Below are 25,305 nucleotides of genomic sequence, written 5' to 3' on the forward strand. Positions count from 1 at the left end.
CGAAACAGCAAGGAGCCCGTCGTGGCCACCTATCTCTATCGGATCGGCAAGTTCGCCTACCGGCGAAAAGGCGCGGTCCTCAGCGTTTGGTTGATAATCCTGGTTCTGATGGGCGTCGGGGCTGCGACCCTGTCCGGTCCCACCAAGGACTCCTTCAACATTCCGGGTACTCCCGCGCAGCAGGCTCAAGACCTGATGGCGGAGCGTTTCCCGGACGCTCCCAACGCTATGGATTCGTTGAGTGCCCGATATGTTCTCCAAGCGCCTGCAGGTACGACGTTGGCTGATCCGGCAAACGTCAAGGCCATGGACGACATGCTCGCGCAGATCCGCGCGATCGACACGGTCGAGGACGCTGCCAAGGTCGATCCGGCGACGGCGACGCCGGAACAGGCCGCGAAAGCGTTGGTCAACCCGGTTGCCGCCAATGATTCGATGACGGCGATGTTCCAGGAGCAGGCCGCTGCTGCCGGAACTTCCGAGGCAAAAGCAAGCTCAGACGCTGCGGCATTGTCGCCGCTCAGCGCGGACGGCACGGTCGGATACATCGAGGTTCCCTTTGTCGGCGCTGTCACCGATGCCGATGAGGCGATGCGTGAGTCGATCAATGCTGCTGCCGATGTGGCACGGGCCGAAGGACTCAACGTCCAGGTCAGTGGTACTGCGGCGCAGGAAGCCGAGATGCCCGGTGGGCTCACCGAGTTGATCGGTATTGCCGTCGCTGCCGTCGTTCTGGCAATCACGTTCGGTTCGCTTGTGGCCGCCGGACTTCCGCTGATCACCGCGATCATCGGTATCGCAATCGGCAGCCTCGGTATTACCGTCGCGACGGGCTTCATGGACCTCGGATCGATGACGCCGACGTTGGCGATCATGATCGGTCTGGCAGTGGCGATCGACTACTCGCTCTTCATCATGTCCAGGTTCCGGCATGAGCTGACCTTGACCGACGACCGATCGGAAGCCGCCGGACGCGCAGTCGGAACTGCCGGTTCCGCAGTCGTATTCGCTGGTCTGACGGTCATCATCGCCCTCGTGGCATTGCGTGTCGTCGGCATCCCGTTCCTCTCGGATATGGGTGCGGCAGCGGCATTTACAGTGCTCATCGCAGTGCTCATCGCCTTGACGTTGTTGCCCGCGATCCTGGGTATCTTCGGCCGGAAGGCTTTTGCCGGCAAGATTCCGTTCCTCGGCAAGAAGGCTCAGGAGTCCGAGGATTCGGGTAAGCCAACGCTGGCTCTGCGCTACATCAGCGCCATCGTGCGACGCCCGCTCGTTCCTTTGATCGGCGGCGTTGTACTTCTGGGCGCTTTGGCTTTGCCGGCAACGGGATTGAGCCTGTCATTGCCGTCGGAGGCAACGGGTGATCCGGCAACAAGTTCGCGTCAGGCGTACGACTTGATCGACGAGGGCTTCGGTGGCGGTAAGAACGGTCCGCTGCTCGGTGTCATCGACGCACAGGGTGCAGACGTTCCGGCCGGCGAGGCATTCGAGAAGGTCGTCTCGACGATCTCGGGGCTGAACGGCGTCCAGAATGCACAGATCGTCAAAGTCAACCAGGCCGGCGATACCGCGCAGATGTTGATCACTCCGACAACCGGTCCCACCGATCCGGCAACCATGGAGTTGGTGAGCAGTCTCCGCAGTGCCGAAGCAGGACTGGCTGATTCGATCGGTGTGAGCTACGGAATCACAGGTCAGACTGCACTCGAGGGTGATATCTCGGATACCTTGCAGGACGCGTTGGTTCCCTACCTTGCGGTAGTGGTCGGCCTGGCATTCATCCTGTTGCTCTTGGTGTTCCGCTCGATCCTGGTTCCGCTGACCGCGACGTTGGGCTTCCTGCTCAGCGTGCTCGCGACATTCGGCGCCACGGTTGCGATCTTCCAGCACGGCTGGTTGGGAATTATCTCGAACCCGCAACCTTTGGTGAGTTTCATGCCGATCTTCCTGATCGGTGTCGTGTTCGGACTCGCGATGGACTACCAGGTGTTCCTCGTGACGCGCATGCGTGAGGAGTACGTCCACGGAGCTAACGCCAAGCAGGCTGTCACCATCGGCTTCAATCACGGTGCCCGGGTTGTCAGCGCTGCCGCGATCATCATGATCTCCGTGTTCGGTGCCTTCATCGCGGAGCCGAACTCGTTCATCAAGTCGATCGGGTTTGCGCTCGCTGCCGCAGTCTTCTTCGACGCCTTCATCGTTCGTATGGTGATCATTCCGTCGGTCATGGCGTTGCTCGGCGACAAGGCGTGGTGGCTGCCCAAGTGGCTCGACAAGATTCTGCCCAACGTCGACATCGAGGGTGAGAAGCTGAGCCAGCAACTCCGCGCCGACAAGGAAGCGGAATTGGCTGCAACATCTGCCTAACTGCACAGCAGGGTCCCACACACGTACCGCAATCGACTCCAAGTCGGTTGCGGCACGTGTGTTTTTGTCGGAGTTCCCGGTGGCCGAAAAAACCTTGCGGCACTTGTCGGCAGAGATTGGTAACCTTCGCTCACTATGCTGATCAGGCTGCTGCGCACTTACCTAGAGCCCTATCGTGGCGAACTGACGGGCGTTGTCGTCCTGCAGTTTATTTCGACTATGGCTGCCCTTTACCTTCCCAGTCTCAATGCCGACATCATCGACAACGGTGTGACAAAGGGGGATACGGGCTACATCCTGTCAACGGGTGGGGTGATGCTCCTTGTGACGTTGACGCAGATCCTGTGCTCCGTGGGTGCGGTGTACTTCGGTGCTCGTGTTGCCATGGGCATCGGACGCGATCTACGGGCGTCGGTGTTGCATCAGGTCGGTACTTTCTCGGCCCGCGAGGTCGGCTATTTCGGTGCGCCGTCCCTGATCACCAGAAATACCAACGACGTCCAGCAAGTGCAGATGATGGTCGTGATGAGTTGCACCATCCTCGTGATGGCTCCGATCATGTGCGTCGGCGGCATCATCATGGCGCTGCGTCAGGATCTGAATCTGTCCTGGATTCTGGGTATCAGCGTGCCGTTGCTGGCGATTTCGATGGGTTTTTTGATCGCGCGGATGGTTCCCGGCTTCCGGCTCATGCAGGGTCGTCTCGACGCGGTCAACCGTGTTCTACGCGAACAGATCACCGGTATCCGGGTTGTCCGCGCGTTTGTTCGCGAGCCTTCCGAGGTGAAGCGCTTTGGTGTAGCCAATGACGAACTGACCGAAACGGCGCTCGGTGTCGGAAAACTGATGGCGGTGATGTTCCCGCTGGTGATGCTGATCAGCAACGTCACCAGTGTCGCGGTCATCTGGTTCGGTGGGCATCAGATCGACAGTGGAGCCATGGAGATCGGCTCGCTCACCGCGATGCTCAGCTACATCATGCAGATCCTGATGGCCGTCATGATGGCTACTTTCATGGCCGTCATGCTGCCGCGTGCATCGGTCTGCGCAGAACGTATCTCCGAGGTGCTCGATACGGCGTCGTCGGTCATTCCGCCCGAGAACCCGATTCGAGAACTGAAGAACCCGGGCGTCGTCGAACTTCGCGGCGCTCAGTTCCAGTTCCCCGGCGCCGAGGAACCGGTGTTGCGCGACATCACTTTCCGGGCCGAACCAGGCAAGACCACCGCGATCATCGGCGGCACCGGATCCGGTAAGACAACGCTGCTCAACCTGATTCCGCGACTCATCGACGCCACATCCGGGTCGGTATCCGTCGGTGGTGTCGACGTCCGCGACATCGACACCGACCTGCTGTGTTCCGTTATCGGACTTGTTCCGCAGAAGCCATACCTGTTCTCGGGAACCGTCGCAACCAACCTTCGCTACGGCAACCCCGACGCCACCGACGAGTGGCTGTGGGAATGCCTCGAGGTCGCTCAGGCCGCAGACTTCGTCCGCGCGATGCCGGAAGGCCTGGACACCCCGGTGTCACAAGGCGGTACGACGGTTTCCGGTGGTCAGCGTCAGCGTCTGGCCATTGCGCGGGCACTGGTGCGCAAGCCACAGATCTATTTGTTCGACGATTCGTTCTCGGCCCTGGACCTCACGACAGACGCGAGACTGAGAGCGGCGCTGCAGCCCGTTACCCGGGACGCCTGCATCATCGTTGTCGCGCAACGTATTTCCACCATCGTCGAAGCCGATCAGATCATCGTGCTCGATGACGGTGCCATCGTCGGTGTCGGTACCCACGACGAACTGCAAGTCAGTTGTCCCACTTACGGCGAAATTGTCGCCTCTCAGCTAGCCGTACAGGACGCATCATGAGCAATCGGCCGAGTTCCTCACCTCCGATCGGACCTCCCGGCGGTGGTGACCCCACCAAGAAGGCCATGAATTTCGGCCCTTCGCTGAAGCGTCTTCTTTCTCGGCTCAGCCCCGACAAGCCCGCTGTCATCCTGATTTTTGTTCTGGTCACGGTCAGTGTGGTGCTGTCTTCGATCGCCCCGAAGATCCTGGGTAATGCAACCAACCTCATCTTCGACGGCATTGTCGGTAAACAGCTTCCCGCCGGAATTACCAAGGACCAAGCAGTGGCGGGTCTGCGCGAGCAGGGCCAGAATCAGTTCGCGGACATGGTGTCCGGCATGAACGTGGTCCCCGGTACCGGGATCGATTTTGCCGAGGTCGGCCGAGTGCTGATGATCGTGCTGCTGCTGTTCGTCTGCGCGTCGCTGTTCAGTTGGTTGCAGGCGTACCTGCTCAATATTGTCGTGCAGCGCACGGTTCGACGCCTACGCGAGGACGTCGAGCAGAAGATTCATCGACTTCCGCTGCGGTACTTCGACACTCATGCGCGCGGCGATGTTCTCTCGCGCGTGACCAATGACATCGACAATGTTGCGCAGAGTCTGCAGCAGACGCTGAGTCAGCTGGTGACGTCGGTGATGACGGTCATCGCGATCCTCGTGATGATGCTGGTCATCTCGCCGATTCTGGCTTTGATCGCCATCGCGACGGTTCCGCTGTCGATCATCGTCACGGCTGTCATCGCCAAGCGCTCGCAGAAACACTTTGTCGCACAGTGGAAGAGCACCGGCGGCATCAACGCGCAGGTTGAAGAAGCATTCACCGGACACGAGTTGGTCAAGGTGTTCGGCCGGCAGAACGAGGTCGAGGAGCGTTTCCGCACGCAGAACGAGAAGCTCTACCAGTCGAGCTTCAAAGCGCAGTTCATTTCCGGTCTGGTTATGCCTGCTGTCATGTTCCTCGGCAATCTGAATTACGTTGCCATCGCAGTTGTCGGCGGTATGCGGGTGGCCTCCGGCACGATGACGCTCGGTGATGTGCAGGCGTTCATCCAGTACTCACGCCAGTTCACGCAACCGCTCACGCAGATCGCGTCGATGACCAATCTGCTGCAGTCCGGTGTTGCATCCGCTGAGCGGGTGTTTGCGCTCCTCGACCAGGAAGAGCAGTCCGTCGATCCCACGGACGCTCAGTCCCCGGCCGTCTCCAAGGGACGGGTGGCATTCGAGGACGTCACGTTCAGTTACAAGCCGGAGCAGCCCCTCATTGAGGATCTGTCCTTGGTGGCCGAGCCCGGTCAGATGGTTGCCATCGTCGGCCCCACCGGTGCCGGCAAGACCACCCTGGTCAACCTGATTCTGCGGTTCTACGAGCTCAATTCGGGTCGCATCACTCTCGACGGTATCGATATCGCGAAGATGACGCGTGACGATCTGAGGTCGCGCATCGGCATGGTGCTGCAGGATGCCTGGCTGTTCGGCGGCACGATCCGGGAGAACATCGCGTACGGCAAGCCGGGCGCCACCGAAGAGGAGATTCAGCGCGCTGCCAAGATGAGCTACGTCGACAAGTTCGTGCACTCCCTGCCCGAGGGATACGACACCGTCATCGACGAAGAGGGCAACAACATCAGTGCCGGTGAGAAGCAGCTGATCACCATTGCTCGAGCGTTCATCGCGCAGCCGTCCATTCTGATTCTCGACGAGGCCACCAGTTCTGTCGACACGCGCACTGAGCTGCTGGTTCAGAGTGCCACCGCGGTTCTGCGCAGCGACCGTACAAGCTTTGTCATCGCTCACCGGCTTTCGACGATTCGTGATGCGAACTTGATTGTGGTGATGGAGGCCGGCCGCATCGTGGAACAGGGAAGCCACGAGGAGCTGCTGCTCTCGCGGGGTGCGTACTACCGGCTCTACAACAGTCAGTTCGTGGGCGCGGAGATCTAAGGCCTAAGTACACTGAAGCAGACTTGGTCCGCTGGGTGGACCACAATCTGTGTACTGGAGGCGCTCGGCGGTGCATTCGTTGCTGGGGAAGGCGCGCCTGATACTCGATTCCTTCGACGCGGATTCGGGCGCGCTTTCGCTGACCGAGCTTGCGAACCGAAGCGGCGTTGCGAAGGCGACGGTGCATCGAATAGCCGGTGAACTGGTGTCACTGGGCCTGCTGGAACGAGTCGGGACCAAGTACGGATTGGGGTTACGGCTTTTCGAACTTGGCCAGTTGGTGCCTCGTCAACGGATTCTGCGTGAGGCGTCGCTTACGTATGTGCAGGATCTTCATGCGGCAACCAGGGAGACGGTTCACCTCGTGATTCGTGACGGTCTCGAGGTTCTGTACATCGACAAGATCTCCGGTCATCACGGTGTGGACCTGCCGTCGCGGGTGGCCGGCCGGCTGCCGATGTATGCGACGGCCACCGGCAAGGCGATACTCGCGTACTCGCCGGATTCCGTATTTCGAGCGGTGGTAACCAACGGATTTGTCGAGTTCACCGACCGGACGGTGAACTCGGAGGACGGGTTACGTAGGCAACTCGATGCCGTTCGCTCGGAGCAATTGGCGGTGGAGAGCGAAGAGGTTCGGCTGGGGACGTCGAGTATCGCCGCACCGATCTTCGGAGGACACGGGGAAGCGGTTGCCGCGATCGGCGTCTCGAGTCCGCGGTATCGAATGGATACCGAGCGCTTTGCCGAGCCGTTGCGCGCGGCAGCTGCCGGAATCAGCCGGAAGGTGTCGGTTCTCGAACGCTCTGCGTAAGCGTTCCTATCGACGCACCCACAGCAGTGCTATCACTCCGAGAACCGAAGCCCCGGTCATGGAGATGGCCACTGCAAGACTGGTATTACCCAGCAGGCCGACGATCGGTGCAACCACTGCGGCAGCGCCGAACTGCGCAAATCCGATCAGCGCGGCCGCTGAGCCCGCGGCTTCTCCGTGACGCGACAGGGCAACCGCCGGTGCGTTGGGCATGACAAAACCCGTTGCGCACAGCATCAGCAGGATGGGGACGGCAAACCCGACGAAGCCCAACGAGTCGGTGGCAGCAACGGCAACAAATGCAGCGCCGACGACGCTACTGCCCCACATTGCCCAGATCGTGATGGAATTCGGCGACCACCGTCCGAGCAGCACGACGTTGAGTTGAGACGAGCCGATCAGCACTACGGCCCCGCCGGCGAAGGCAAACCCGTACGCTGTGGCGCTCAGACCGAACTGTTCCTGCATTACGTAGGACGACGCCGCGATGTACGACCACAGCACACCACGGCCGAGACCGCACACGAGAACCAACACCATGAAGTGAGCATCACGACCGAGTGCAATGTAGCTTCGCGCTATCGCGCCGATGCCCTTGCCTGACCGATTCTCGGGTGGAAGTGTTTCCGGGAGTGACGCTGCGGCGAGTGCAATCATGGCGATACCCAGGAGGAAGAGAGCGAGAAAGACTCCGCGCCATTGTGTTACGGACATCAGTGCCCCGCCGATGGACGGAGCCAGGATGGGCGCTACGCCCATGACCAACATCAGTCGCGAAAGTACCACCGCCGCATCGTGTCCGGTGAAGAGATCACGAACGATCGCCATCGCGATCACACCGGTGGCCGCGGCGCCAAAACCTTGAAGGGCTCGCAGCGTCGTGAGGACTTCGATGGACGGCGCAAAGAAGCACGCCAACGATGCGCCGACGTGAATCACTGTGCCCACGAGCAAGGGGCGTCGACGCCCGTAGATGTCGGAAAGTGGGCCGATGATCAACTGACCGAACGCAAGACCGAGAAGCGTTCCGGTCAGGGTCAGCTGAACCATTGTCTCCGACGTGCCGAATTCCTGCGTGATCTGCGGCAGCGCAGGAAGATACATGTCGACGGTGAACGGACCGAGGGCGGTGAGGATTCCGAGAAGCAGTACCAATCGGATCCGTGCACCGCCCGTCGGGGCGATTGCCGTTCGTTCAGTTGTGCTGTTGGTCAAGGAAACCCGAAACAACACTGTAGTAGTCGTATGGCCGCTCTTCCTGAAGATGATGCGACGCCTGGTCCATGATGTAGAGGTGGCCATGCGGGATCATCCGCGCCAGCATGAGCGGGTAGTCCGGGGTGAGGAACGCGTCGTGCATTCCCCAGGCGAAGAGCGTCGGTGCCTGGATCTGGCCGAGTTCGGCTGTGAGGTCCTGCCAATCGCCACGAGGGGAGTCTGCCGAGGCAGCCAAGGCCATTTCCTCGGGGTCGAGGCTTTGCTCGTATCGCATCTGGAGGGTTTCGGCGGGCAACTTCGATCCGTCGAACCATTCTAGGCTGGTGATCAAGGTGCGGAGTTTTTCGAGGGTGGGGCCGGTGCCGCCGTAGTAGACGTCGCGGGCGTTGCGGCCGCGACGGCCATCTTCGGGGAGGGGCGCGAGCGGGCCGTAGAAGACGGGCATACTGCCCGTGATCACCAGGGAGCGAACGCGTTCCGGGTACTTTGCCGCGAGATTGAGCGCTATGGTGCCGCCCCACGAGTTGCAGACGAAGTCGGCGCGTTCGATGCCGAGTTCGTCGAGCAGAGCAACCATCTTGGCGGCGTGGAAGTCCCACATGGGGCCGGTGATGGTGCACTTGTCGGACCGACCGTATTGCAGGAGATCAACGAGAATCGCCCGTCGATCCGAGGCGAAGAGAGGGGCCACCGGCCCGAAGTCGGACCACGCGGTGCAGCCGGGTCCACCTCCGTGCAGGAAAATCGTGGGGTCGCCCTCGCCGAGGTCGTAGTAGTGGAATGTGACGCCATCAGCTTTGGCGTACAAGCTCTTCGGTTGATCAGCCATGGCTATACCTGACCTCGAGGTGACAGCAATGGGAAGTATTGCGGTCCGGCAGGCGAACCCGGTTCGTGGCTGCGACACTTCCGAATGCCTAGCGTGCTGGCATGAGAACAGAACTCGAGCACGCGCGTGATCGCGCAGAGGCGATGATCGGAACGCGGGAAACACGAGAGCTGGGAACGGTGCGCCCGGCGGAGTCGATTGCTTTTGCGGTTGCCGCCGCCGAGACCGACCCCCGGTTTCTGGACCCGGAGCACCCGGCATTTGCGCTCCACCCGATGTATCTGCCTTCGCTTTTGCGTGGTCCGCAGGGCGGATCCGATCGAGAGTACCGATCAGACGGCATGTTTCGTGACGAAGTCCCGGGCACAGACGGCATCGATGTTCGCTTGATGGCAGGCGGGCAGAGTGTGACGTTCCTGCAACCAGCCCCGTTCGGCGAGCCGGTCACCGTAGCGCGGGTACTCGATACCGTGGCGATCAAAGGTCGGGCTCCTGACGAGTTTCTGCTGCTTTCGGTCACCAAGACCTATCGGGGTGCGCAGTCCGGCGCATTTGCCGAGGTCGTCGAGAAGTTCATCGTCCGATGACCGAAACCGTAGTCGTCGGCACACCGATCGAGTCGGTCGCTTTGGTATGCGATCCGGTCCGAGTCCTTCGATTCGGGGCGTCGACGCACAATTCGCACCGTATTCACTACGACGCCTCCTATGCTGCGACGGAAAAGCTGTCCGCGCCGGTTGTCATGGCTCAGTTGCAGGGCACGCTCTTCTACCGTGCTGCCGCACAGTTTGCCGGTGGATATGAAGGCGTTGTCTCCGTGTCGTGGCAGAACCGTGCGCCTGCTCCTGTCGGAGCCACACTGGAAGTCTCGGGTGAAATCACTGAGATACATGGTGAGAAAACAACTTTGACTCTACTAGAGCACTCCGATGACGGTGTCCTGTGTGCTGTCGGAACCGCTGTGGTGGTCCGGGTCTGCTGAGCGAACCGAATCCGTTGGCGTAGACCGCGATGTCGCCCAAGATCTGTTTCATTCAAACGTTCAGTGTCGAGAGGACTTCACATGACTGGTGTCGAGGCGTCGGAAGCCACGTTCGCGCTGCCCGAGCGGCCGCGAGCGGCCGGTCGGCAGGATTGGACGGCATGGCCGGGTTACAACGCAGCCGGCAGCGGATACCGCGGTTACTGGTACCCGGTCACGTGGTCGAACCACATCACCAAAAATCCCAAGAGCTACACGATTTGTGGTGAAAAGCTGGCGATCATCCGCGACGCCGGTAAGGCGTACGCCCTGCATGATCGGTGCCCGCACCGCGGTGTTCCACTGTCCGAGGGTGATCAGCAGTTCCCGGGCACCGTCAGTTGCCCGTACCACGGCTGGACGTACCGTCTTACCGACGGAAAACTGGCTGCGGTCATCACCGACGGTCCGGATTCCAAGATCTGCGGCAAGCTGAACGTCCAGACCTATGCGGTCGAGGAGCGACTCGGTCTGGTGTGGGTGTACATACCGATCGCCAACGAGCCGGCGCCGTCCATCGACGACCAGTTGCCGCGTGAGCTCGTGGAGAACAAGGGCATCGTCGGCGGTCGCATTCAGCCGCGAGAAGGTAACTGGCGCTTCGCATGTGAGAACGGTTTCGACGAGGGACATGCGAAGTACCTGCACCGCACCGCATTGTGGCGCTTGTTCAAGCCGATGCCTACGTGGAACATCACGAGCATCATCCCGGAGGGTCGCTGGATTTACCGGGTACAGGAAGAGGTGTACTGGGAGGCCGACTTCCCGGGCGTGGGAACCTGGACCAATAAGCGGTGGTGGAAGAAGAAGCCCGACGAGACCCAGATTTCGCAGATCGGAAACGTCGGTGCCGGTCTGGATGTCAATCCTGTGATCGCAGCACAGAACTTTCCCGGTTTTGCTTCGCTGTCGATGCCCGGCGTCCTGCGCATCGCGTACCCCAAGTTCATTCACTACGAGTTCTACGTGCCGGTGGACGAGGACAACCACAAATATGTCGGCCTCATGGTCAACTTCGTCTCCGGTGCAGCAAAATTGGGGTTCTACGCCAAGTACCTCGGCGCGATCCGCTGGCTGTTTCACGGCCAGTTTTCCGGGCAGGATGCATGGATGGTCGAGGTCACCGACGCGCCGCCGGAGAAGCTGTACCGACCCGACGTATCGCTGACAACGTGGCGAAATCTGGCAGAGGAAGAGTACGCCGAGAAGATCGCCGCCGCGGCCGAACACACCCCCAAGGCGCCGGTTCGGCCCACCCGCGAGCGTCGGACGGCTGCCCCGCGCCCGGCTCCGGTCACCGACGCCCAGATCCCCACCGGCACCAGCGAATAGGAGAAACGCATGTTCAAGATTCTGACGGCAGTCGCTATCGGTGCCGCTGTTGCCGTGGCAGTTCCCAAACTATGGCAGTTGGCGGGCGAACGCAGCAATACTCAGGTACATCAGGTCAATCCATGACCACTGCGAGGGCCGACGCTCTCGCAGGCCTTGACGACATGCGCCGGGAATGGGTCGAGCACGCCTGGGTCAACGTCGATCGCGTGAGATTGCGAGATCTCACCACCGGGGTTGTGGACATCCCCAGCCCCACCGGCGACGAAGCACCGCTGGCCCGCCACATCACGGCGGTCTTGACGGAGTCGGGCATCGAGGCCCATACGATGGATCTCGATGACCGGCAGGCGAACTCGTGGGGACGGTTGCGCGGTGACGGGTCCGGGCCGGATCTGTTGCTGTATGCGCCGATCGACACCGTCACGACAGGTGATCCGGCAGAAGATCTACCGTGGGTGGGAAACGAGTTGCGAGCCGACCTGACGTCGCACGCCCAGGTCGACGAGAACTACGTCATCGGGTTAGGTGCGTCGAATCCGAAAGGCCATGCCGCCTGCATCATCGCAGCGGCCGAAGCAATTGCCGCAGCCGGTATTCCACTCCGCGGTGACCTGGTGCTCGGATTCGGTGCCGGTGGTATGCCGACCAATGCCCGCCCCGGTGTCGGAAACCCCCGGCGCAATACAGGGCAGGGCGTCGGCTGCTCGTTCCTCCTGGAACAGGGAGTGTGGGCGGACTGTGCGCTGATCGCCAAGCCCGGCTGGACGGTCTCCTGGGAAGAGGTGGGGCTGGCTTGGTTCGAGATCACGGTGCACGGGCTGCACACCTACGTCGGCTCTCGCCACCGGCTGCCGTACCGCAACGCGATTACCGCGGCCGGTGAGGTTGTCGCGAAACTGGAGGAATGGTTCCCGAAGTACTCAGCGGCGCATCAGGACGGATTGGTTGCGCCGCAAGGAATTGTGGCCAATATTCGTGGCGGGTGGGAGAGAACAGCGTCGTTCACCCCTGAGCAGGTGCGCCTGACCGTTGATCTACGGCTGAGTCCACGGACGACGCCCACCGCCGCCAAACGTGAACTCACTGCCGTGGTTGCGGACATCGCACAATCGCTGGATCTACAGATCGAGGTCGAACAGGTGCTGGCAATACCGGGGGAGGGTTCGGATCCGCGGATGTGGTTGCGGCACTCGGCCGTCGACGCGTGGGAAGCCGCTGAGGGGAAGCCTCATCAGGACTTCTTCGACGCCAGTGGTGCAACCGACGCAAACATCTTGCGCAGCCGCGGCATCCCGACGATCCGGGTGGGTATGCCGAAGGTGGTCGACGCTCCGTTCGAGGTGGACTTCGCGATGGGGATGAACACAGTCGATCTGGCTGCAGCAGAAAGATTTACGAAGTATCTGATCCGAGTGGCCCTCGACACCGTCACCCGCTCGCTCGAGGAAGTAGGAATCGACTGATGGCGAAGATAGTTCTGGGTGTCGGTGCTTCCCACAGCACATTGATGAACACCCATTGGGAAGAGACGACGCACAAGGCGGAGGCCGAACGCTTCCGGGACGCGCTGCATCTGACCCGGGAGAAAATCGCGGAAGCGAATCCCGATGTTGTATTGATACTCGGCTCCAACCACTTTCGTGGTTTCTGGCTGGATCTTATTCCGGCTTTCACGCTCGGCGTCGGCGAGTGTATTTCCAGTGGCGAGTCCGGTACACCCAAGGGCCCGCAGCAGGTGGACGTGGACTTCGCGAGGCACCTTGCAAACGAGCTGATCGAAGGTGGCCGGTTCGATCTTGCCTACTCGGCTCGATTGCAGATCGATCACGGTCAGTCCCACGCGATTCAGTATCTTCTCGACGGAATCGATGTTCCGATAGTTCCGTTGGTGGTCAACGTATTCGCGCCGCCGCTGCCGACTTTCAAGCGATGCGAGGAAGTGGCGAAGGCTCTGCGGGACGCCATTGCGTCGTACCCGGCGGATACCCGCGTGGTGGTGATCGCCTCCGGCGGTTTATCCCATCGGCTGCCCTGGCCTGACTGGCGTGACCCGCACGGTGAGGACGAGGATTTCATGGTTCAAGCCTGGCTGGACGGTCGGGAGAATTGGTCCGACTACGACGTCCGACGGCGTCAGATCATCCGTGCCGCCGATGCCGCGATCACACCGGAGTTCGATGACCGAATTCTTGATCTGTTTGCCAGTGGCAAGGCAAGTGAGCTTGCCGAGTTCACGACGGAGCAGATCGAGGACGAGGCGGGCAATGGTGCGCAGGAGCTACGGACATGGCTCATGATGGCTGCCATGCTCGACTACATTCCGGGAGAACGCCTTGCCTACGAAGCGATTCCCGAGTGGCTCACCGGTATGGGCGTCACGGTTCTCGATCCAGCTGGAACAGCCAGCGTAACAACATAATCTGCCACCTTCAGCAAAGGAAGTTTCTCTCATGACAATCTGGACCGAACTTGCCGGACTCGATTTCGAGTTGACGACCGTCGACGCGGGCGGTGTCCCCACGCGCTCTCTGCAGGCCGGATCCGGCGACGAGGCCGTGATCTTCCTGCACGGCACCAGTGGACACCTCGAGGCATTTGCACGCAATATCGCGCCGCACGCCGAGTCCTACCGGGTTCATGCGATCGACATGCTGGGTCACGGCTACACCGGTAAGCCTGATTACCCGTACGAGATTCCGCGTTACGTAGAGCATTTGGTGAATTACCTCGACGCGGTCGGGCTGGATCGTGTGCACCTGGTGGGCGAGAGCCTCGGTGGTTGGGTCGCCGCCTACCTGGCCAGCGAGCAGCCCGAACGTGTCCTCTCGTTGCAGTTGCTCGCGGCTGGCGGTACCGTCGCGAATCCGACGGTGATGGAGCGTATCAAGACCTCGACAGCGAAGGCCGTTCAGAGCGACGACATCGAATTGACCCGCGCCCGCATGCAGTTGCTCATGCACGATCCGGCCAATGCAACGGAGGAATTGGTTCAGGCGCGTCACCGGATCTACCACCAGCCCGACTTCGTGGCCAACATCCACAACCTTCTTTCCTTGCAGGAGATGGAGGTTCGCCAGCGGAATCTGTTGCGCCCGGATCGGATGGCACTCATCAAGGCGCCTACCCTGGTGGTCTGGGGACAGGAAAATCCGTTCGGCGACGTTCCTGAGGCGAAGAAGATGGCCGAGGATATCCCGGGTGCTCAGCTCGAGCTCTACGCGGAGTGCGGTCACTGGCCGCAGCACGAGCAGGCAGCGAAGTACAACCCGCTGAGCCTCGAGTTCCTGGCCAAGGCGTCAGCAAGCGCGAAGGCAGCCATCTGAGAACCAAACAGACTGCTGCGTAACAGAGCCGGCCTCTCGATCAGGAGGCCGGCTCTGGCGTTTTCCGAAGGTACAGTCATCGTCTCACCCTGAGGAGTTCTCGTGAAGAAAGTACTTCTACTGACGGCAGACGCCGACAACGGACTTGGCAGCGCGATCCGTGACGCCGTGGGAAGTGAGGCCGAGGTAGTTCGCTTGCCCGAGCGCACTACGGAAGCACTACATGCACTGTTGCCGATGTGTGATGTCGTGGTGGGTGACTGGAGTGGTGATCTGCCGCTCGGCAAGCAGGAAGCCGAACTCGGACGGCAACTACTCCTTGTCCAACAGCCAGGTGCCGGAACCAATTTCATCGACGTGGATGCGTGGCGCGCCTTCGGGGTTCCGGTCGCGAATACACCCGGCGCCAACGCGGAATCGGTTGCGGAATGGGCAGTGCTGGCGGCAGGTGCGTTGTGCCGCTCCATGTTCTGGGCGCACAACGAGGTCACCGGCGGGTCCTGGCCACAGGAATCCATCTTGACGCGAGATTGTCGCGACTTGGCGCAGCGCCGGGTCGGCGTAGTAGGGGTCGGTTCGATCGGCCGTCGGTGTGCAGAGTTGTTCGGGGCCTTTGGTTGTGATGTCTACGTCACCGCGCGTTCGAGACCGCGCGAGCCTATGAATGCGACCTTTGTATCGCTCGAGGAACTGTTGCCTCTCTCCGACGTCCTGGTGCTCGCCGTCCCGCTCACGGAATCAACTCGGGGACTGATCAATTCCGGCCGAATTTCGCAGTTGCCCAACGGCGCGATCGTCGTCAATGTGGCGCGCGGCGCTGTTGTCGACGACGCTGCATTGGCACGAGCTCTGCGTTCGAAGCATATCGGCGGCGCGGCCCTCGATGTGTTCGACGTTGAACCACTGCCGATTTCGAGCCCCCTTCGCGGATTCGATTCGACGCTTCTGAGTCCTCATGTTGCAGGGGGTAGCGCCGGAGCGCGTGCGTCGATCTACTCGATGACGGCGCAGAATGTCGCAGGCGCGCTGCGCAAGCAGACAATTCGGTGGACATTGTGACCGAAGGCCGTGTTACCGCAGTATTTCGGTTCGCACGTTCCTCCAGGTGCGGTGTTTCGCCCAGGTAAGTTCCTGTCCCCGGTCCGCACGGTGGACCCGGTTGGTTCTCGGTCACAGGTAGGCACGGCTAGGTTTGCTCTCCACAACCCGCAACTGCGGCACAGATCACAAACAAAGGTGTGAGTAGATGGCCTCGCTGTCAAAGTTTGGAAGGACTGCTCTTGTTTCGGCTGCGCTGCTGCTGACCGTTGCAACCGGCGCATGCAGCCGCCCGGCGACGCAAAGCACAGCTGATTCCGCCGGAAGTGGACCACTGCGTATCGCAGTCGGAATCGACGCTTCCTATGCTCCGTTCTTCGTGGCGGATCAGGAAGGTATGTTCGACGCCGCAGGTCTGGACGTCGAACTTGTCCAATTCGGTCGTGGTGGCGAGGCCGTCGACGCACTCTCGACCGGGCAGGTCCAGATCGCCGGTAGCTCCGATACGACAACCATCGCCCAGTTGCGTCAGAATCCGTCGTTGCGCGCGATGTATTCGTACGAGGCGTCGGGCGACTACATCAAGGTTGTGCTGCGGAACGGCGTCGACTCACCGGCTGCGATCAAGAAGATGGGCATCGTCCCGGGTCTGAGCCAGATTTCGACGGACAAGTATCTCGCGGCCAATTCGATTGCCCCCGGCTCGGTGGAGATGATCTCGGCAACCCCGACGGACATGCCCGCGCTGCTCAGCCGCGGCGACATCGACGGGTTTGTTCTGTGGGAGCCGTGGCCGGCAACAGCCCTGGATCAGGGCACCGGCCACGTAGTGGCAGTCACCGGAGACTACGGCTGGTTCTACCATCACTGGGCGATCACGACGGCTCCCTGGCTGTCGGCCAACGAAGAGACCGCGCGGACCGTTGCGAAGGTGCTCGACGAAGCAACGCGCAAGGTCGAGTCGGATCCGGCAGCTGCAGCGTCCGCGACCAAGACCGCTGTGAACGTCAGGGAGGATCAGACTATTGCCGCGGTCGACGAGATCGACTTCTCCGTCGTGAATCTCGAAGCTGCGGATATCGAGTCGGCACAGTCGATCGTCGACTTCTACAAGTCGATCGGTGTTCTCAGTGAACAGCCGGATCTCGAATCGGCAATGCTTCTGGATTGGTACAAGGATGGTGCACAGTGAGTATCGCAACAAGTAGTACGGGCACGACCGGCCCCGGTAAAAAGAACACGGGTGTGGCCATTGACGTGGTCGACCTCGGGATCAGTTTCGGCGCGGCGGAGATCGTCGCCGGAATCGATATGCACGTGCAGCCCGGTGAATTCGTATGTCTGCTCGGGCCGAGTGGCTGCGGCAAGTCGACGCTGCTGTCGTCCATGGCCGGTTTCGTGGAACCCAGTGCCGGGGAGATTGTGTGCGACGGAGACGTCGTCGACGGCAGTAACCGCCACGCAGGCATGGTGTTTCAGAGTTCCGAAGCGCTATTCGAATGGATGACCGTAAGCCAGAACGTGGCGTACGGACCCCGGATGCGCGGAGCGAACCGCAGCGAGCAGGCCAGTATCGCCGCCGAGTACCTTGCGATGGTCGGCTTGCCCCACGCCGGGGCAAAGTTCCCCTCGCAGCTCTCCGGCGGTATGCGGCAACGTGTTCAGATCGCACGAGTTCTGGCCAACCAACCGTCGCTGGTTCTCATGGACGAGCCGTTCGGTGCGTTGGACGCTCAGACTCGTCAGGTTCTGCAGACCGAACTCGACCGTATCTGGCGGCACACTCGATGCACCGTGGTGTTCGTGACTCACGATATCGACGAGGCGCTGACATTGGCTGACCGTGTGGTTGTGATGTCGGCCGGCCCGCGGGCTCGGATCAAGAGCGTCTACGAGGTCAATGCGGCTCGTCCCAGGGACCGTAACGATCCCGAGGTGATCGAGCTCTACGAGAAGCTGCGCGACGATATTCGGGCAGAAGTGGTTGCGTCGCTGCGGAACCAAGGCATTGAGGAGGACGAGCTGTGACGGCTGTAGTGACCGGTGGTTCAGCCGGTGTGAGAACAGTAAAGGTGACACAGACGCAAAAGCGTTCGTCGGCGCGGCGATCCAAGATTGTCAAGGCGACACTGATGTATGCCGCTTCAGCGGCAATCGGTCTGGGTATCTGGTCGTTCCTGGCATGGTGGTACGGACCGACCACGATTGCATCACCGGCCGAGGTCTGGTCTGCGGCACAGGAACTGTGGGAAAGCGGCGTTCTGTGGTCGTCGATCACTGCGTCAGGTCAGCGAATTCTGATCGGTTGGTTTCTGGGCGTCGTGATCGGCGCTCCCGTCGGAATTCTGATGGGCCGCATCGCCATCGTACGACAGCTCCTCGATCCGTACATCGAGTTCTTCCGGTTCATTCCGCCGATCGCATTTGTCACTCTTGCCGTCGTCTGGTTCGGCATCGGTGAGACGTCGAAGGTTGTTCTGATCTTCTACACCTCGGTGTTCATCGTCACGGTCAGCACGATCGCCGCGACTGTTGCGATCAGCGAGAACAAATTGCAGGCCGCAGCCAATCTTGGTGCGGGCAAGCTGCAGATCATGAAAACGGTGGTCCTGCCGTCTTCGATCCCGGGTATCGTCACCGGTGCTCGCCTGGCCATGGGTAACAGCTTTCTCACCATCGTGTCGGCGGAGATCGTCGCCGCCGACCAGGGTATCGGCTCGATGATCTGGCAGGCCCGAAACTACGGTCGAATCGACTGGACGTTTGTCGGCATCATCGTCCTCGGCATCATGGGCTTCATCTTCGACCGGATTCTCCGAATTCTGTCCTCGCGGTACCTCGCCCGCTACGGCGTCAAATAGTCAGGAGCGCAGCATGAGTAAACCGCTGAGCATTGCAGAGCAGGCCGGAATTCCCGGCCCGCCCGAGGTCGTCGACGTCGAGAGCGAACGACGTCGACGTAAGACCGCCGTCATCGGCGGATATCGAATACTGTCGAAATTCGGTTTGGACGAAGGAATCTCGGGACACATCACGGCCCGAGATCCCGAAGAACCTGAAACGTTCTGGACGGCGCCGTTCGGTCGGCACTTCTCCCAGGTCCAGCCCGAAGAACTACTGCATGTGGCATCGGACGGCACGGTGATTTCCGGCGACGGACCGCTGAACCGGGCAGCGTTTGTCATCCACAGCAAGGTCCACGAGGCTCGTCCCGATGTGATCGGAGCTGTTCATGCACATGGTCTGAACGGCAAGGCCTTCTCTTCGCTGCACTGCCGCCTCGCTCCGATCACTCAGGACGCGTGTGCCTTTCACGAGGACCACTCGATCTACGAGGAATATCACGGGGTGGCACTCGACGAAGAGGAGGGTATTCGCATTGCGACGGCCCTCGGATCGAACAAAGCGGTGATCCTGACCAATCACGGCCATTTGACTGTCGGAACCTCTGTCGAGAGCGCAGTGTGGTGGTACGTGTCGATGGAGCGTTCGATGCAGGCAGAATTGGCGGCGCGAGCCGCCGGTGATCCGGTCGTCCTGCACGAGAAGATCGCTGCGCAGACCTACGAGGCTGTCGGCACCGAGAAGGTGGGGTGGTTTGCCTACTCGACCATCATCCAGAAGATTGCGGCAGACGAACCCGAGGTGTTCGCGCGCTGAATTTCGTGAGTACGGGCCCGTCGACCGAAAGGTCGGCGGGCTCTTTTCATGTTGTCCCGCAAACGTTACCGAGGTCTGTTGAGCGGACCGGTTTCATTTGCGAGGGTCCGTCGGCGCAATACCGTATCGGGTGTGAACACAACGTCTTCCACGGCGGCCGACAACGAGATCGGCGTCGATATTCTGATCATTGGTGCCGGCCCCGCCGGGCTGTACGGCGCGTACTACGCAGGCTTCCGCGGCCTCTCCGTTGCCGTGATCGATGCCCTTGCGGAACCGGGGGGACAGGTCAGTGCGATGTACCCGGAGAAGGCAATCCTCGACATTGCGGGATTCCCTTCGGTCAAGGGACGCAATCTCATCGAGGGCTTGATTGCCCAGGCTGCCCCATTCGATCCGGTGTACTTGCTGGGTATGCAGGCTCGTGAGTTGTCGCATGACGACGCCGGCCGGGTGCGAATCACCACCAGTACAGGCCAGGTGGTGGTCGCCGGCGCGGTTGTCATCACCGGCGGCATCGGAACCTTCACGCCCCGTCCGTTGACAAAGGGTTCGGAGTTCATGAATCGGGGATTGAGCTACTTCGTCCCGGATCTGTCGGCGCACACGGGGAAAGACGTTGTCATCGTCGGCGGCGGCGACAGCGCATTCGACTGGGCTGTCCACCTCGAACCGATTGCCAAGTCCGTCACTCTGGTTCACCGACGAGATCGATTCCGCGCGCACAAATCCACAGTTGCCAAAGTTCAGGACAGCAGTGTCCAGGTTCTTGTGAACGCGGATGTCTCGGAGGTACGTGGAAACGGGTGGATCGGCGAGGTCGACATCACCCACAAACTGGACAAGAGCACGTCCACGTTGCCGGCTCAATCCGTCATCGCAGCACTGGGATTCACCGCTGACCTGGGCCCGATGATGGACTGGGGGATGGAGATCGACAATCGCCATATCGCCGTCAACACGCGGATGGAAACCAATGTTCCGCGCGTGTACGCAGCCGGGGACATCACGGATTATCCCGGAAAGGTCCGATTGATTGCCGTCGGCTTCGGCGAAGCCGCGACTGCTGTGAACAACGCTGCGGCCGTGCTGGATCCGGAAGCGGAGATCTTTCCCGGACACTCTACGGAACAGGAGGGTTAGGCAATGGCATTTGTCATCGGTGAAGCATGCATCGACTACACGGACCGATCATGCATGGAAGAATGCCCCGTGGATTGCATCTACGAAGGTGACCGCAAGCTCTACATCAACCCGAATGAATGCATCGACTGTGGCGCTTGTGAATTGGCGTGCCCGGTAGAGGCGATCACCGTCGACCGCAAGGCAGACCCGGACTTCAAGGAAGACAACAAGCGCTTCTTCCTCGACATCTTGCCCACCCGCGGTGAACCCGTCGGAAATCCGGGTGGTTCGGCAAAGATCGATATTGTCGGCGTCGACACTCCGATGGTTGCGGCGTTCTGATGGGAAGCTGCACGCGATTCGGATACGTGGATTCGTCCTTCGGGCAATTGCATTACGCGCAGCAAGGTTCGGGTGAGACGATTCTCCTGCTTCATCAGGCACCCCGTTCGTCGGACGAGTTCCGCGAGCTCATCCCACTTCTTGCCGCCGACTTCCACGTGGTCGCGATGGACATGCCGGGGTACGGCAACAGTGCTCCGGTGCCCGGGCCGCAGACCATCGAGACCTATGCGCGAGGTGCGTGGGAATTGCTCGACGGGCTTGGCGTCGAACGAGTCACGGTTCTCGGCCACCACACCGGAGCGGCGGTGGCGCTCGAGATGGCGGCATCGCGCCCCGATCGGGTTGCCGCCGCCGTGCTCTCGTCGTGCCCGTGGGCCGACCGCAACTACCGCGAGGGGCACTCGGGACCCGGTGGGATCGACTGCGTCGACCGAGCCGCAGACGGCAGCCATCTCACCAGTCTGTGGGAGATGCGACGGCCGTACTACCCGGAACCCGGCACCGCGCTGCTCGACAGGTTCATCCGGGACGCGCTTGCCTACCGGGTTGATCCGGCGGAGGGCCACAAAGCCTGTGCTCGCTACGTCATGGAGGAAAGAATCGGTTCGGTGACCGCGCCGGTCTTGCTGATCGGCGCGCAGAGAGATCCCTTTTCGATGCCTAATGTCGCCCCGCTGCGTGCACATCTGACGAGTGCGGCAGTGGTGGAAACAGAGATCGTCGAATCCGGGACCGTAGCTCTCATCGAAGAGCACGCCCCGCAGATTTCATCCGCCGTCCGCATGTTTCTGGAGAATTACGCAGGTAGGCGCCCCGTGTAAACTCTGCGGGACGGGTTCACTGAGCGGACCGTGTGGCGTGCGTCTCATCGCATGGTCACCATAGTGTCGGTTCCGAAAGCACCTGCACCCAACGAGCACCCCGACTGATTCGGTCCCGTGGCAATCGGGCTCGGCAGGCTGTCACAGATCGTTCAGGAGGACACTCATGGCCGCTCCACAACAATCCGTCGGGTTCGGATCAGTACTGCCCATCGCGCCAAGTGCTGCTGCGCCATTGCAGCCCGCAGGAGAGCTGTCCTCGGTCCTGGGCAAGGCTCGAATGATCTTGGACGCTTTCGACACCGACCACAGTGACTTGTCTCTGACGGAACTCACTCGGCGCAGTGGGGTAGCGAAAGCCACGGTTCACAGGTTGGCCGGCGAGCTGGTCGAGTGGGGACTGCTCGAGCGCGCGGGCACAAAGTATCGGCTCGGCCTGCGATTGTTCGAGCTTGGCCAGTTGGTGCCCCGTCAGCGGATTCTGCGGGACGCCGCTTTGCCCTACATGGAGGACCTGCTGCTGGCGACACAGGAGACGGTTCACTTTGCGGTGCGGGACGGCATCGACGTCCTGTACATCGAGAAGATCATCGGACACCGCGGCCTCAATCAGCAGTCGCGGGTGGCCGGCCGGCTCCCGCTGTACTGCACCGCCACCGGCAAGATCATCCTTGCCTTCTCGCCGCAATCGGTCTTCGACGAGGTGGTCGAGCAGGGTTTCACCGCCTTGACCAGTCGGACGACGATGTCAGTCGGTGTGCTGCGACAGCAACTCGAGCGGATGCGTAAGGAACAGCTCGCGGTGGAGGTCGAGGAGACGCGGCTCGGTTACATGAGCGTCGCGGTACCGGTGTTCAGCGGCCCGCGCACTCTTGCCGGTGCGTTGTCCGTGACAGCGCCGACGGCTCGGCTCAACGTCAGTCGCATCACCGGGGCCCTGCGCACAGCAGGCGTCGGGATCACCCGCAAACTTCATGCCATGAAGTGCACGCATTCACCGAGTGACCCGCTCGCACTGCGTACGATTTGCAGTCCGGTGATGTGTTCGTTCAACGGCTGTGGCAAGTAGGCTCTACCGCCGTGCGCTGAACTTGCTCTTCTCGCTGTCCCAGGTGTGTTGGCCAACGCCCCGCTCGCGCAGCGGTGCTTTCTGCACCTTCCCGGTTTCGGTGAGTGGCAACGAATCCACGATGTCGATGTACCGCGGGAGGGCAAAGTACGGCAACTGTTGCTGGGCAGAATCCAGAATCGAGATGGGATCGAAATCGGCACCGGGACGGAGTATTACAGTCGCCATGACGTCGTCCTCGGCCAGCTCCGACGGCACCGGGAAGACGGCAACCTGACTGATCGACGGATGCAGCGCGAGAACTGTTTCCACCTCGGCTCCGGAAATATTCTCACCTCGCCTTCGAATCACGTCTTTGATGCGATCGACAAATCGGAACCAGCCGTCTGCATCACGAATCACCCTGTCGCCGGTGTGGATCCAACTGCCTGGCTCCGGAATCGGGTCGCCCAGATAGCCCTGTGAGCACGAGCCGGCAACCGTGGTGCGGACAACCAGTTCGCCAGGCACTCCGTCGGGTACGGCGCTACCGTCGTTGATCACCGCAGCGTCGTAGCCGCTCATCACGGTGCCCATGTATCCGGCCCGTCGATTTCCGGGAAGCGTGCCGATCACAAGATTGGTTTCGGTACTTCCGAATCCGTCCACGAGTTCCACACCGAATCTCTTGGCAAACGGTTCGATCAGATGCGCAGGGGTTGCGGGCGCCAAGGCAATCCGGATGTTGTGCTGCCGGTCGTGTAGTGCGGGGTCCGCGTTGATCAGCATCGCAACCATCGCACCTAGCAGATAGTCGACAGTCGCCCCGATCTCACGAACCTCACTCCAATGATTACGGACCGAAAACCGTTGTCCCAAGACAAAAGTAGACCCGGCCCAGACGGACTGAACAAAGGCATTGAGAGCATTGGTGTGAAACAGGGGCAGACAGTTGTACAGCACATCATCGCGAGTGAGTCCCAACGAGGCGCCAACGCTTTTGCCCCACTGCAGGAACTGCGCATGCGGGCATCGCACACCCCGGGGTATACCGGTGGTGCCGGAAGTGAAGAGTATCGCGGCCATGTCGAGGGGATCCACTGCTTCGGGTTCACAACCCGGATTCAAACCGGCCGTGGGGACGTGTGGTTCGCCCATGACCCACACGGTGCCATCGAATCCGGATACAACGTTTGCGCATTCGGGTGAAACCAGGATGCGTTGCACTTCAGCTTGTTCGAGTGCGCTGACAATACTGTCGGCGCGAAGAGCAGTATTGAGCGGAACGGCCACCGCGCCGATCCACGCGCATCCGAGAACAAGGTCTGCCAGTTCGATCCTGTTGCCGGACAGTGCCGCCACACGTTCCCCGCGGCCGACACCCGCGCTGCGGAGAGCAGACCCCATCGACGCAGCGCGTTCGAGCAGTTTGCGGTAGGTGACCGTGATCCCGCCGACGACAAGGGCCGGGTGCTCCGGACGCTCCAAAGCTCGCCTCCGGATCAAATCCGGAAGCGAGCGCGGAATGGCATGTGTGTCGCAGGGCATGAACGACTCCTTGCCGATGGCTCGTAGGGTGCGTAATTGTATCCCTCTCAGGGTACGACGACCGCCCGACCGGCAACCTTGCCCTCACCCATCAACTGCAGTGCACTTGCGATGTCATCCAACGGAAATTCCTGCACTGCAACGGAAATCTTGCCTTCGATGAGCAGTCGGATCATCTCGGGTGCCAGTTCAGCTTGGCGGGCAGTCTTGCGAATCATGTTGACGGGCAGGATCCGGACGTCGCTGAGCAACCAGTTCGGCAAGTCCAGCGTGAGACTCTTACCCAACGTGTATCCGATCAGGGCCGCCCGGCCGCCGGGGACAACACTTGCCAGCAGATGGGGCAAGCCGTCACCGCCCAGCGTGTCGATCAATGCGTCGACGGTAGGCTCGGATCCCAGCACACCGGCCAGTTCGTCACCTTGCCCGACGACGGGACGCACACCTTCCGGGATCAGGGCAGCTTGATCTTCGCGCGGTACAACACCGATCACCTCGGACGCTCCTGCGAGCAAAGCGAACTGCGCTGCCATCGATCCGACAGCACCCGACGCTCCGGCGACGACCACACGTTCGCCGGCTGCAACGGCCGCAACGTCATTCACGGCCACGTAGCCAGTTGTGCTTGGCAGAAAGAACGTTGCGGCAACGGCCGGCGACAGTGCGGGATCAAACGGTGTGAAGGCCTTGTCTGCTGCCACCAGATACTCGGCCCAGCAACCGTTCTTGAACAGGCCGACGCCACCGCCTCGGACCAGAAGGCGAGTGCCCGGCTCGTACGTGTCGGATTCGACTACCGTCGCGGCTCCGTCGGTTCCACCGATGTGCGGGAGATTCGGCTTGACTCCGAAGTTTCCGCTCGCGACGGTGATGTCGAGATGGCCGAGCGCAGCAGCGTCGATCCGCACCAGGGTCTGGCCGGATTCACGCGTGGGAATGTCGATGTCGTCGATTACCGGTGAGGTGCCGAACTGATGGAGTCGGGCCGCGCGCATTGTGTCTCCTTGTAGCGA

At 61.1% G+C, this 25,305-nt stretch carries 23 protein-coding genes; 19 read left to right on the forward strand and 4 right to left on the reverse strand.

Annotated features, from left to right (window positions below; translation table 11 throughout):
* The first annotated feature begins 21 nt into the window (after nucleotides 1-21).
* The 4 genes from KYT97_RS21240 (at nucleotide 22) to KYT97_RS21255 (ending at nucleotide 6,981) form a co-directional block, all read left to right on the forward strand.
* The gene (locus KYT97_RS21240) at nucleotides 22-2,370 is read left to right on the forward strand and encodes an MMPL family transporter (RefSeq protein ID WP_045066448.1); all 2,349 of its coding nucleotides are present in this window, start codon (nucleotides 22-24) and stop codon (nucleotides 2,368-2,370) included.
* A gap of 135 nt (nucleotides 2,371-2,505) precedes the next feature.
* A complete protein-coding gene (locus tag KYT97_RS21245; RefSeq protein ID WP_033235085.1) occupies nucleotides 2,506-4,239 on the forward strand; it encodes an ABC transporter ATP-binding protein in 1,734 nt (577 codons plus the stop codon).
* Nucleotides 4,236-6,167 carry an ABC transporter ATP-binding protein gene (locus KYT97_RS21250; protein ID WP_092805708.1) on the forward strand — a complete coding sequence of 644 codons (1,932 nt, stop codon included), beginning with the start codon at nucleotides 4,236-4,238 and terminating at the stop codon, nucleotides 6,165-6,167. Before KYT97_RS21245 ends, KYT97_RS21250 begins: the two co-directional genes overlap by 4 nt.
* A gap of 70 nt (nucleotides 6,168-6,237) precedes the next feature.
* Complete coding sequence (locus KYT97_RS21255) at nucleotides 6,238-6,981, forward strand: IclR family transcriptional regulator (protein WP_092805710.1); 744 nt, start codon at nucleotides 6,238-6,240, stop codon at nucleotides 6,979-6,981.
* A gap of 6 nt (nucleotides 6,982-6,987) precedes the next feature.
* Here KYT97_RS21255 and KYT97_RS21260 read toward each other — a convergent pair whose 3' ends face one another.
* Nucleotides 6,988-8,196 (reverse strand): multidrug effflux MFS transporter, encoded by a 1,209-nt coding sequence (locus KYT97_RS21260; RefSeq protein ID WP_219110643.1) that lies wholly within the window; start codon nucleotides 8,194-8,196, stop codon nucleotides 6,988-6,990.
* Complete coding sequence (locus tag KYT97_RS21265; RefSeq protein WP_051730581.1) at nucleotides 8,177-9,028, reverse strand: alpha/beta fold hydrolase; 852 nt, start codon at nucleotides 9,026-9,028, stop codon at nucleotides 8,177-8,179. The genes KYT97_RS21260 and KYT97_RS21265 overlap by 20 nt, the downstream gene beginning before the upstream one ends.
* 101 nt (nucleotides 9,029-9,129) lie before the next feature.
* Here KYT97_RS21265 and KYT97_RS21270 point away from each other — a divergent pair, with 101 nt between their 5' ends.
* From KYT97_RS21270 to KYT97_RS21340, 15 genes are all read left to right on the forward strand, one after another.
* Nucleotides 9,130-9,615, forward strand: coding sequence for an FAS1-like dehydratase domain-containing protein (locus KYT97_RS21270; protein ID WP_033235081.1), 486 nt, complete (start codon nucleotides 9,130-9,132; stop codon nucleotides 9,613-9,615).
* Complete coding sequence (locus KYT97_RS21275) at nucleotides 9,612-10,010, forward strand: hotdog family protein (RefSeq protein WP_219110644.1); 399 nt, start codon at nucleotides 9,612-9,614, stop codon at nucleotides 10,008-10,010. Before KYT97_RS21270 ends, KYT97_RS21275 begins: the two co-directional genes overlap by 4 nt.
* Nucleotides 10,011-10,091: 81 nt before the next feature.
* On the forward strand, nucleotides 10,092-11,381 hold the full coding sequence (locus KYT97_RS21280; protein WP_033235079.1) for an aromatic ring-hydroxylating oxygenase subunit alpha: 1,290 nt from the start codon (nucleotides 10,092-10,094) through the stop codon (nucleotides 11,379-11,381).
* Nucleotides 11,382-11,503: 122 nt separating this feature from the next.
* The gene (locus KYT97_RS21285; RefSeq protein WP_219110645.1) at nucleotides 11,504-12,847 is read left to right on the forward strand and encodes a M20 family metallopeptidase; all 1,344 of its coding nucleotides are present in this window, start codon (nucleotides 11,504-11,506) and stop codon (nucleotides 12,845-12,847) included.
* Nucleotides 12,847-13,803 (forward strand): DODA-type extradiol aromatic ring-opening family dioxygenase, encoded by a 957-nt coding sequence (locus tag KYT97_RS21290; RefSeq protein ID WP_092805720.1) that lies wholly within the window; start codon nucleotides 12,847-12,849, stop codon nucleotides 13,801-13,803. The genes KYT97_RS21285 and KYT97_RS21290 overlap by 1 nt, the downstream gene beginning before the upstream one ends.
* 31 nt (nucleotides 13,804-13,834) lie before the next feature.
* Nucleotides 13,835-14,707: an alpha/beta fold hydrolase gene (locus KYT97_RS21295; RefSeq protein WP_116103802.1), complete on the forward strand. Its 873-nt coding sequence runs from the start codon at nucleotides 13,835-13,837 to the stop codon at nucleotides 14,705-14,707.
* Nucleotides 14,708-14,809: 102 nt separating this feature from the next.
* Nucleotides 14,810-15,766, forward strand: a complete 957-nt coding sequence (locus tag KYT97_RS21300) for an NAD(P)-dependent oxidoreductase (RefSeq protein WP_172936869.1) — start codon at nucleotides 14,810-14,812, stop codon at nucleotides 15,764-15,766.
* Nucleotides 15,767-15,953: 187 nt separating this feature from the next.
* Nucleotides 15,954-16,937: an ABC transporter substrate-binding protein gene (locus tag KYT97_RS21305; RefSeq protein WP_219110646.1), complete on the forward strand. Its 984-nt coding sequence runs from the start codon at nucleotides 15,954-15,956 to the stop codon at nucleotides 16,935-16,937.
* On the forward strand, nucleotides 16,934-17,773 hold the full coding sequence (locus tag KYT97_RS21310; protein WP_051730580.1) for an ABC transporter ATP-binding protein: 840 nt from the start codon (nucleotides 16,934-16,936) through the stop codon (nucleotides 17,771-17,773). Before KYT97_RS21305 ends, KYT97_RS21310 begins: the two co-directional genes overlap by 4 nt.
* Before the next feature lie 44 nt (nucleotides 17,774-17,817).
* Nucleotides 17,818-18,606, forward strand: coding sequence for an ABC transporter permease (locus tag KYT97_RS21315; RefSeq protein ID WP_230590189.1), 789 nt, complete (start codon nucleotides 17,818-17,820; stop codon nucleotides 18,604-18,606).
* A complete protein-coding gene (locus KYT97_RS21320) occupies nucleotides 18,509-19,405 on the forward strand; it encodes a class II aldolase/adducin family protein (RefSeq protein WP_261984518.1) in 897 nt (298 codons plus the stop codon). The genes KYT97_RS21315 and KYT97_RS21320 overlap by 98 nt, the downstream gene beginning before the upstream one ends.
* 132 nt (nucleotides 19,406-19,537) lie before the next feature.
* Nucleotides 19,538-20,548 (forward strand): NAD(P)/FAD-dependent oxidoreductase, encoded by a 1,011-nt coding sequence (locus KYT97_RS21325; RefSeq protein ID WP_033235071.1) that lies wholly within the window; start codon nucleotides 19,538-19,540, stop codon nucleotides 20,546-20,548.
* 3 nt (nucleotides 20,549-20,551) lie between these two features.
* On the forward strand, nucleotides 20,552-20,872 hold the full coding sequence (locus tag KYT97_RS21330; protein ID WP_033235070.1) for a DUF362 domain-containing protein: 321 nt from the start codon (nucleotides 20,552-20,554) through the stop codon (nucleotides 20,870-20,872).
* On the forward strand, nucleotides 20,872-21,696 hold the full coding sequence (locus tag KYT97_RS21335; protein ID WP_219110647.1) for an alpha/beta fold hydrolase: 825 nt from the start codon (nucleotides 20,872-20,874) through the stop codon (nucleotides 21,694-21,696). The genes KYT97_RS21330 and KYT97_RS21335 overlap by 1 nt, the downstream gene beginning before the upstream one ends.
* A 166-nt stretch (nucleotides 21,697-21,862) precedes the next feature.
* The gene (locus KYT97_RS21340; RefSeq protein ID WP_033235068.1) at nucleotides 21,863-22,765 is read left to right on the forward strand and encodes an IclR family transcriptional regulator; all 903 of its coding nucleotides are present in this window, start codon (nucleotides 21,863-21,865) and stop codon (nucleotides 22,763-22,765) included.
* 3 nt (nucleotides 22,766-22,768) lie between these two features.
* Here KYT97_RS21340 and KYT97_RS21345 read toward each other — a convergent pair whose 3' ends face one another.
* Together KYT97_RS21345 and KYT97_RS21350 are read right to left on the reverse strand one after the other, a co-directional pair.
* Entirely contained in the window at nucleotides 22,769-24,292 is a 1,524-nt protein-coding gene (locus KYT97_RS21345) for a crotonobetainyl-CoA--carnitine CoA-transferase (protein WP_033235067.1), read from the reverse strand.
* A gap of 47 nt (nucleotides 24,293-24,339) precedes the next feature.
* A complete protein-coding gene (locus KYT97_RS21350; protein ID WP_095887688.1) occupies nucleotides 24,340-25,287 on the reverse strand; it encodes a quinone oxidoreductase family protein in 948 nt (315 codons plus the stop codon).
* Nucleotides 25,288-25,305 lie beyond the last annotated feature (18 nt).

It is taken from the genome of Rhodococcus globerulus (assembly GCF_019334125.1).
Lineage (GTDB): Bacteria > Actinomycetota > Actinomycetes > Mycobacteriales > Mycobacteriaceae > Rhodococcus_F > Rhodococcus_F globerula.

Coding starts and splice junctions, on each gene's coding strand:
- KYT97_RS21245 (WP_033235085.1), top strand. CDS start 2,506: ATGCTGATCAGGCTGCTGCGCACTTACCTAGAGCCCTATCGTGGCGAA.
- KYT97_RS21250 (WP_092805708.1), top strand. CDS start 4,236: ATGAGCAATCGGCCGAGTTCCTCACCTCCGATCGGACCTCCCGGCGGT.
- KYT97_RS21265 (WP_051730581.1), bottom strand. CDS start 9,028: ATGGCTGATCAACCGAAGAGCTTGTACGCCAAAGCTGATGGCGTCACA.
- KYT97_RS21270 (WP_033235081.1), top strand. CDS start 9,130: ATGAGAACAGAACTCGAGCACGCGCGTGATCGCGCAGAGGCGATGATC.
- KYT97_RS21275 (WP_219110644.1), top strand. CDS start 9,612: ATGACCGAAACCGTAGTCGTCGGCACACCGATCGAGTCGGTCGCTTTG.
- KYT97_RS21280 (WP_033235079.1), top strand. CDS start 10,092: ATGACTGGTGTCGAGGCGTCGGAAGCCACGTTCGCGCTGCCCGAGCGG.
- KYT97_RS21285 (WP_219110645.1), top strand. CDS start 11,504: ATGACCACTGCGAGGGCCGACGCTCTCGCAGGCCTTGACGACATGCGC.
- KYT97_RS21290 (WP_092805720.1), top strand. CDS start 12,847: ATGGCGAAGATAGTTCTGGGTGTCGGTGCTTCCCACAGCACATTGATG.
- KYT97_RS21295 (WP_116103802.1), top strand. CDS start 13,835: ATGACAATCTGGACCGAACTTGCCGGACTCGATTTCGAGTTGACGACC.
- KYT97_RS21305 (WP_219110646.1), top strand. CDS start 15,954: ATGGCCTCGCTGTCAAAGTTTGGAAGGACTGCTCTTGTTTCGGCTGCG.
- KYT97_RS21330 (WP_033235070.1), top strand. CDS start 20,552: ATGGCATTTGTCATCGGTGAAGCATGCATCGACTACACGGACCGATCA.
- KYT97_RS21335 (WP_219110647.1), top strand. CDS start 20,872: ATGGGAAGCTGCACGCGATTCGGATACGTGGATTCGTCCTTCGGGCAA.
- KYT97_RS21340 (WP_033235068.1), top strand. CDS start 21,863: ATGGCCGCTCCACAACAATCCGTCGGGTTCGGATCAGTACTGCCCATC.
- KYT97_RS21345 (WP_033235067.1), bottom strand. CDS start 24,292: ATGCCCTGCGACACACATGCCATTCCGCGCTCGCTTCCGGATTTGATC.
- KYT97_RS21350 (WP_095887688.1), bottom strand. CDS start 25,287: ATGCGCGCGGCCCGACTCCATCAGTTCGGCACCTCACCGGTAATCGAC.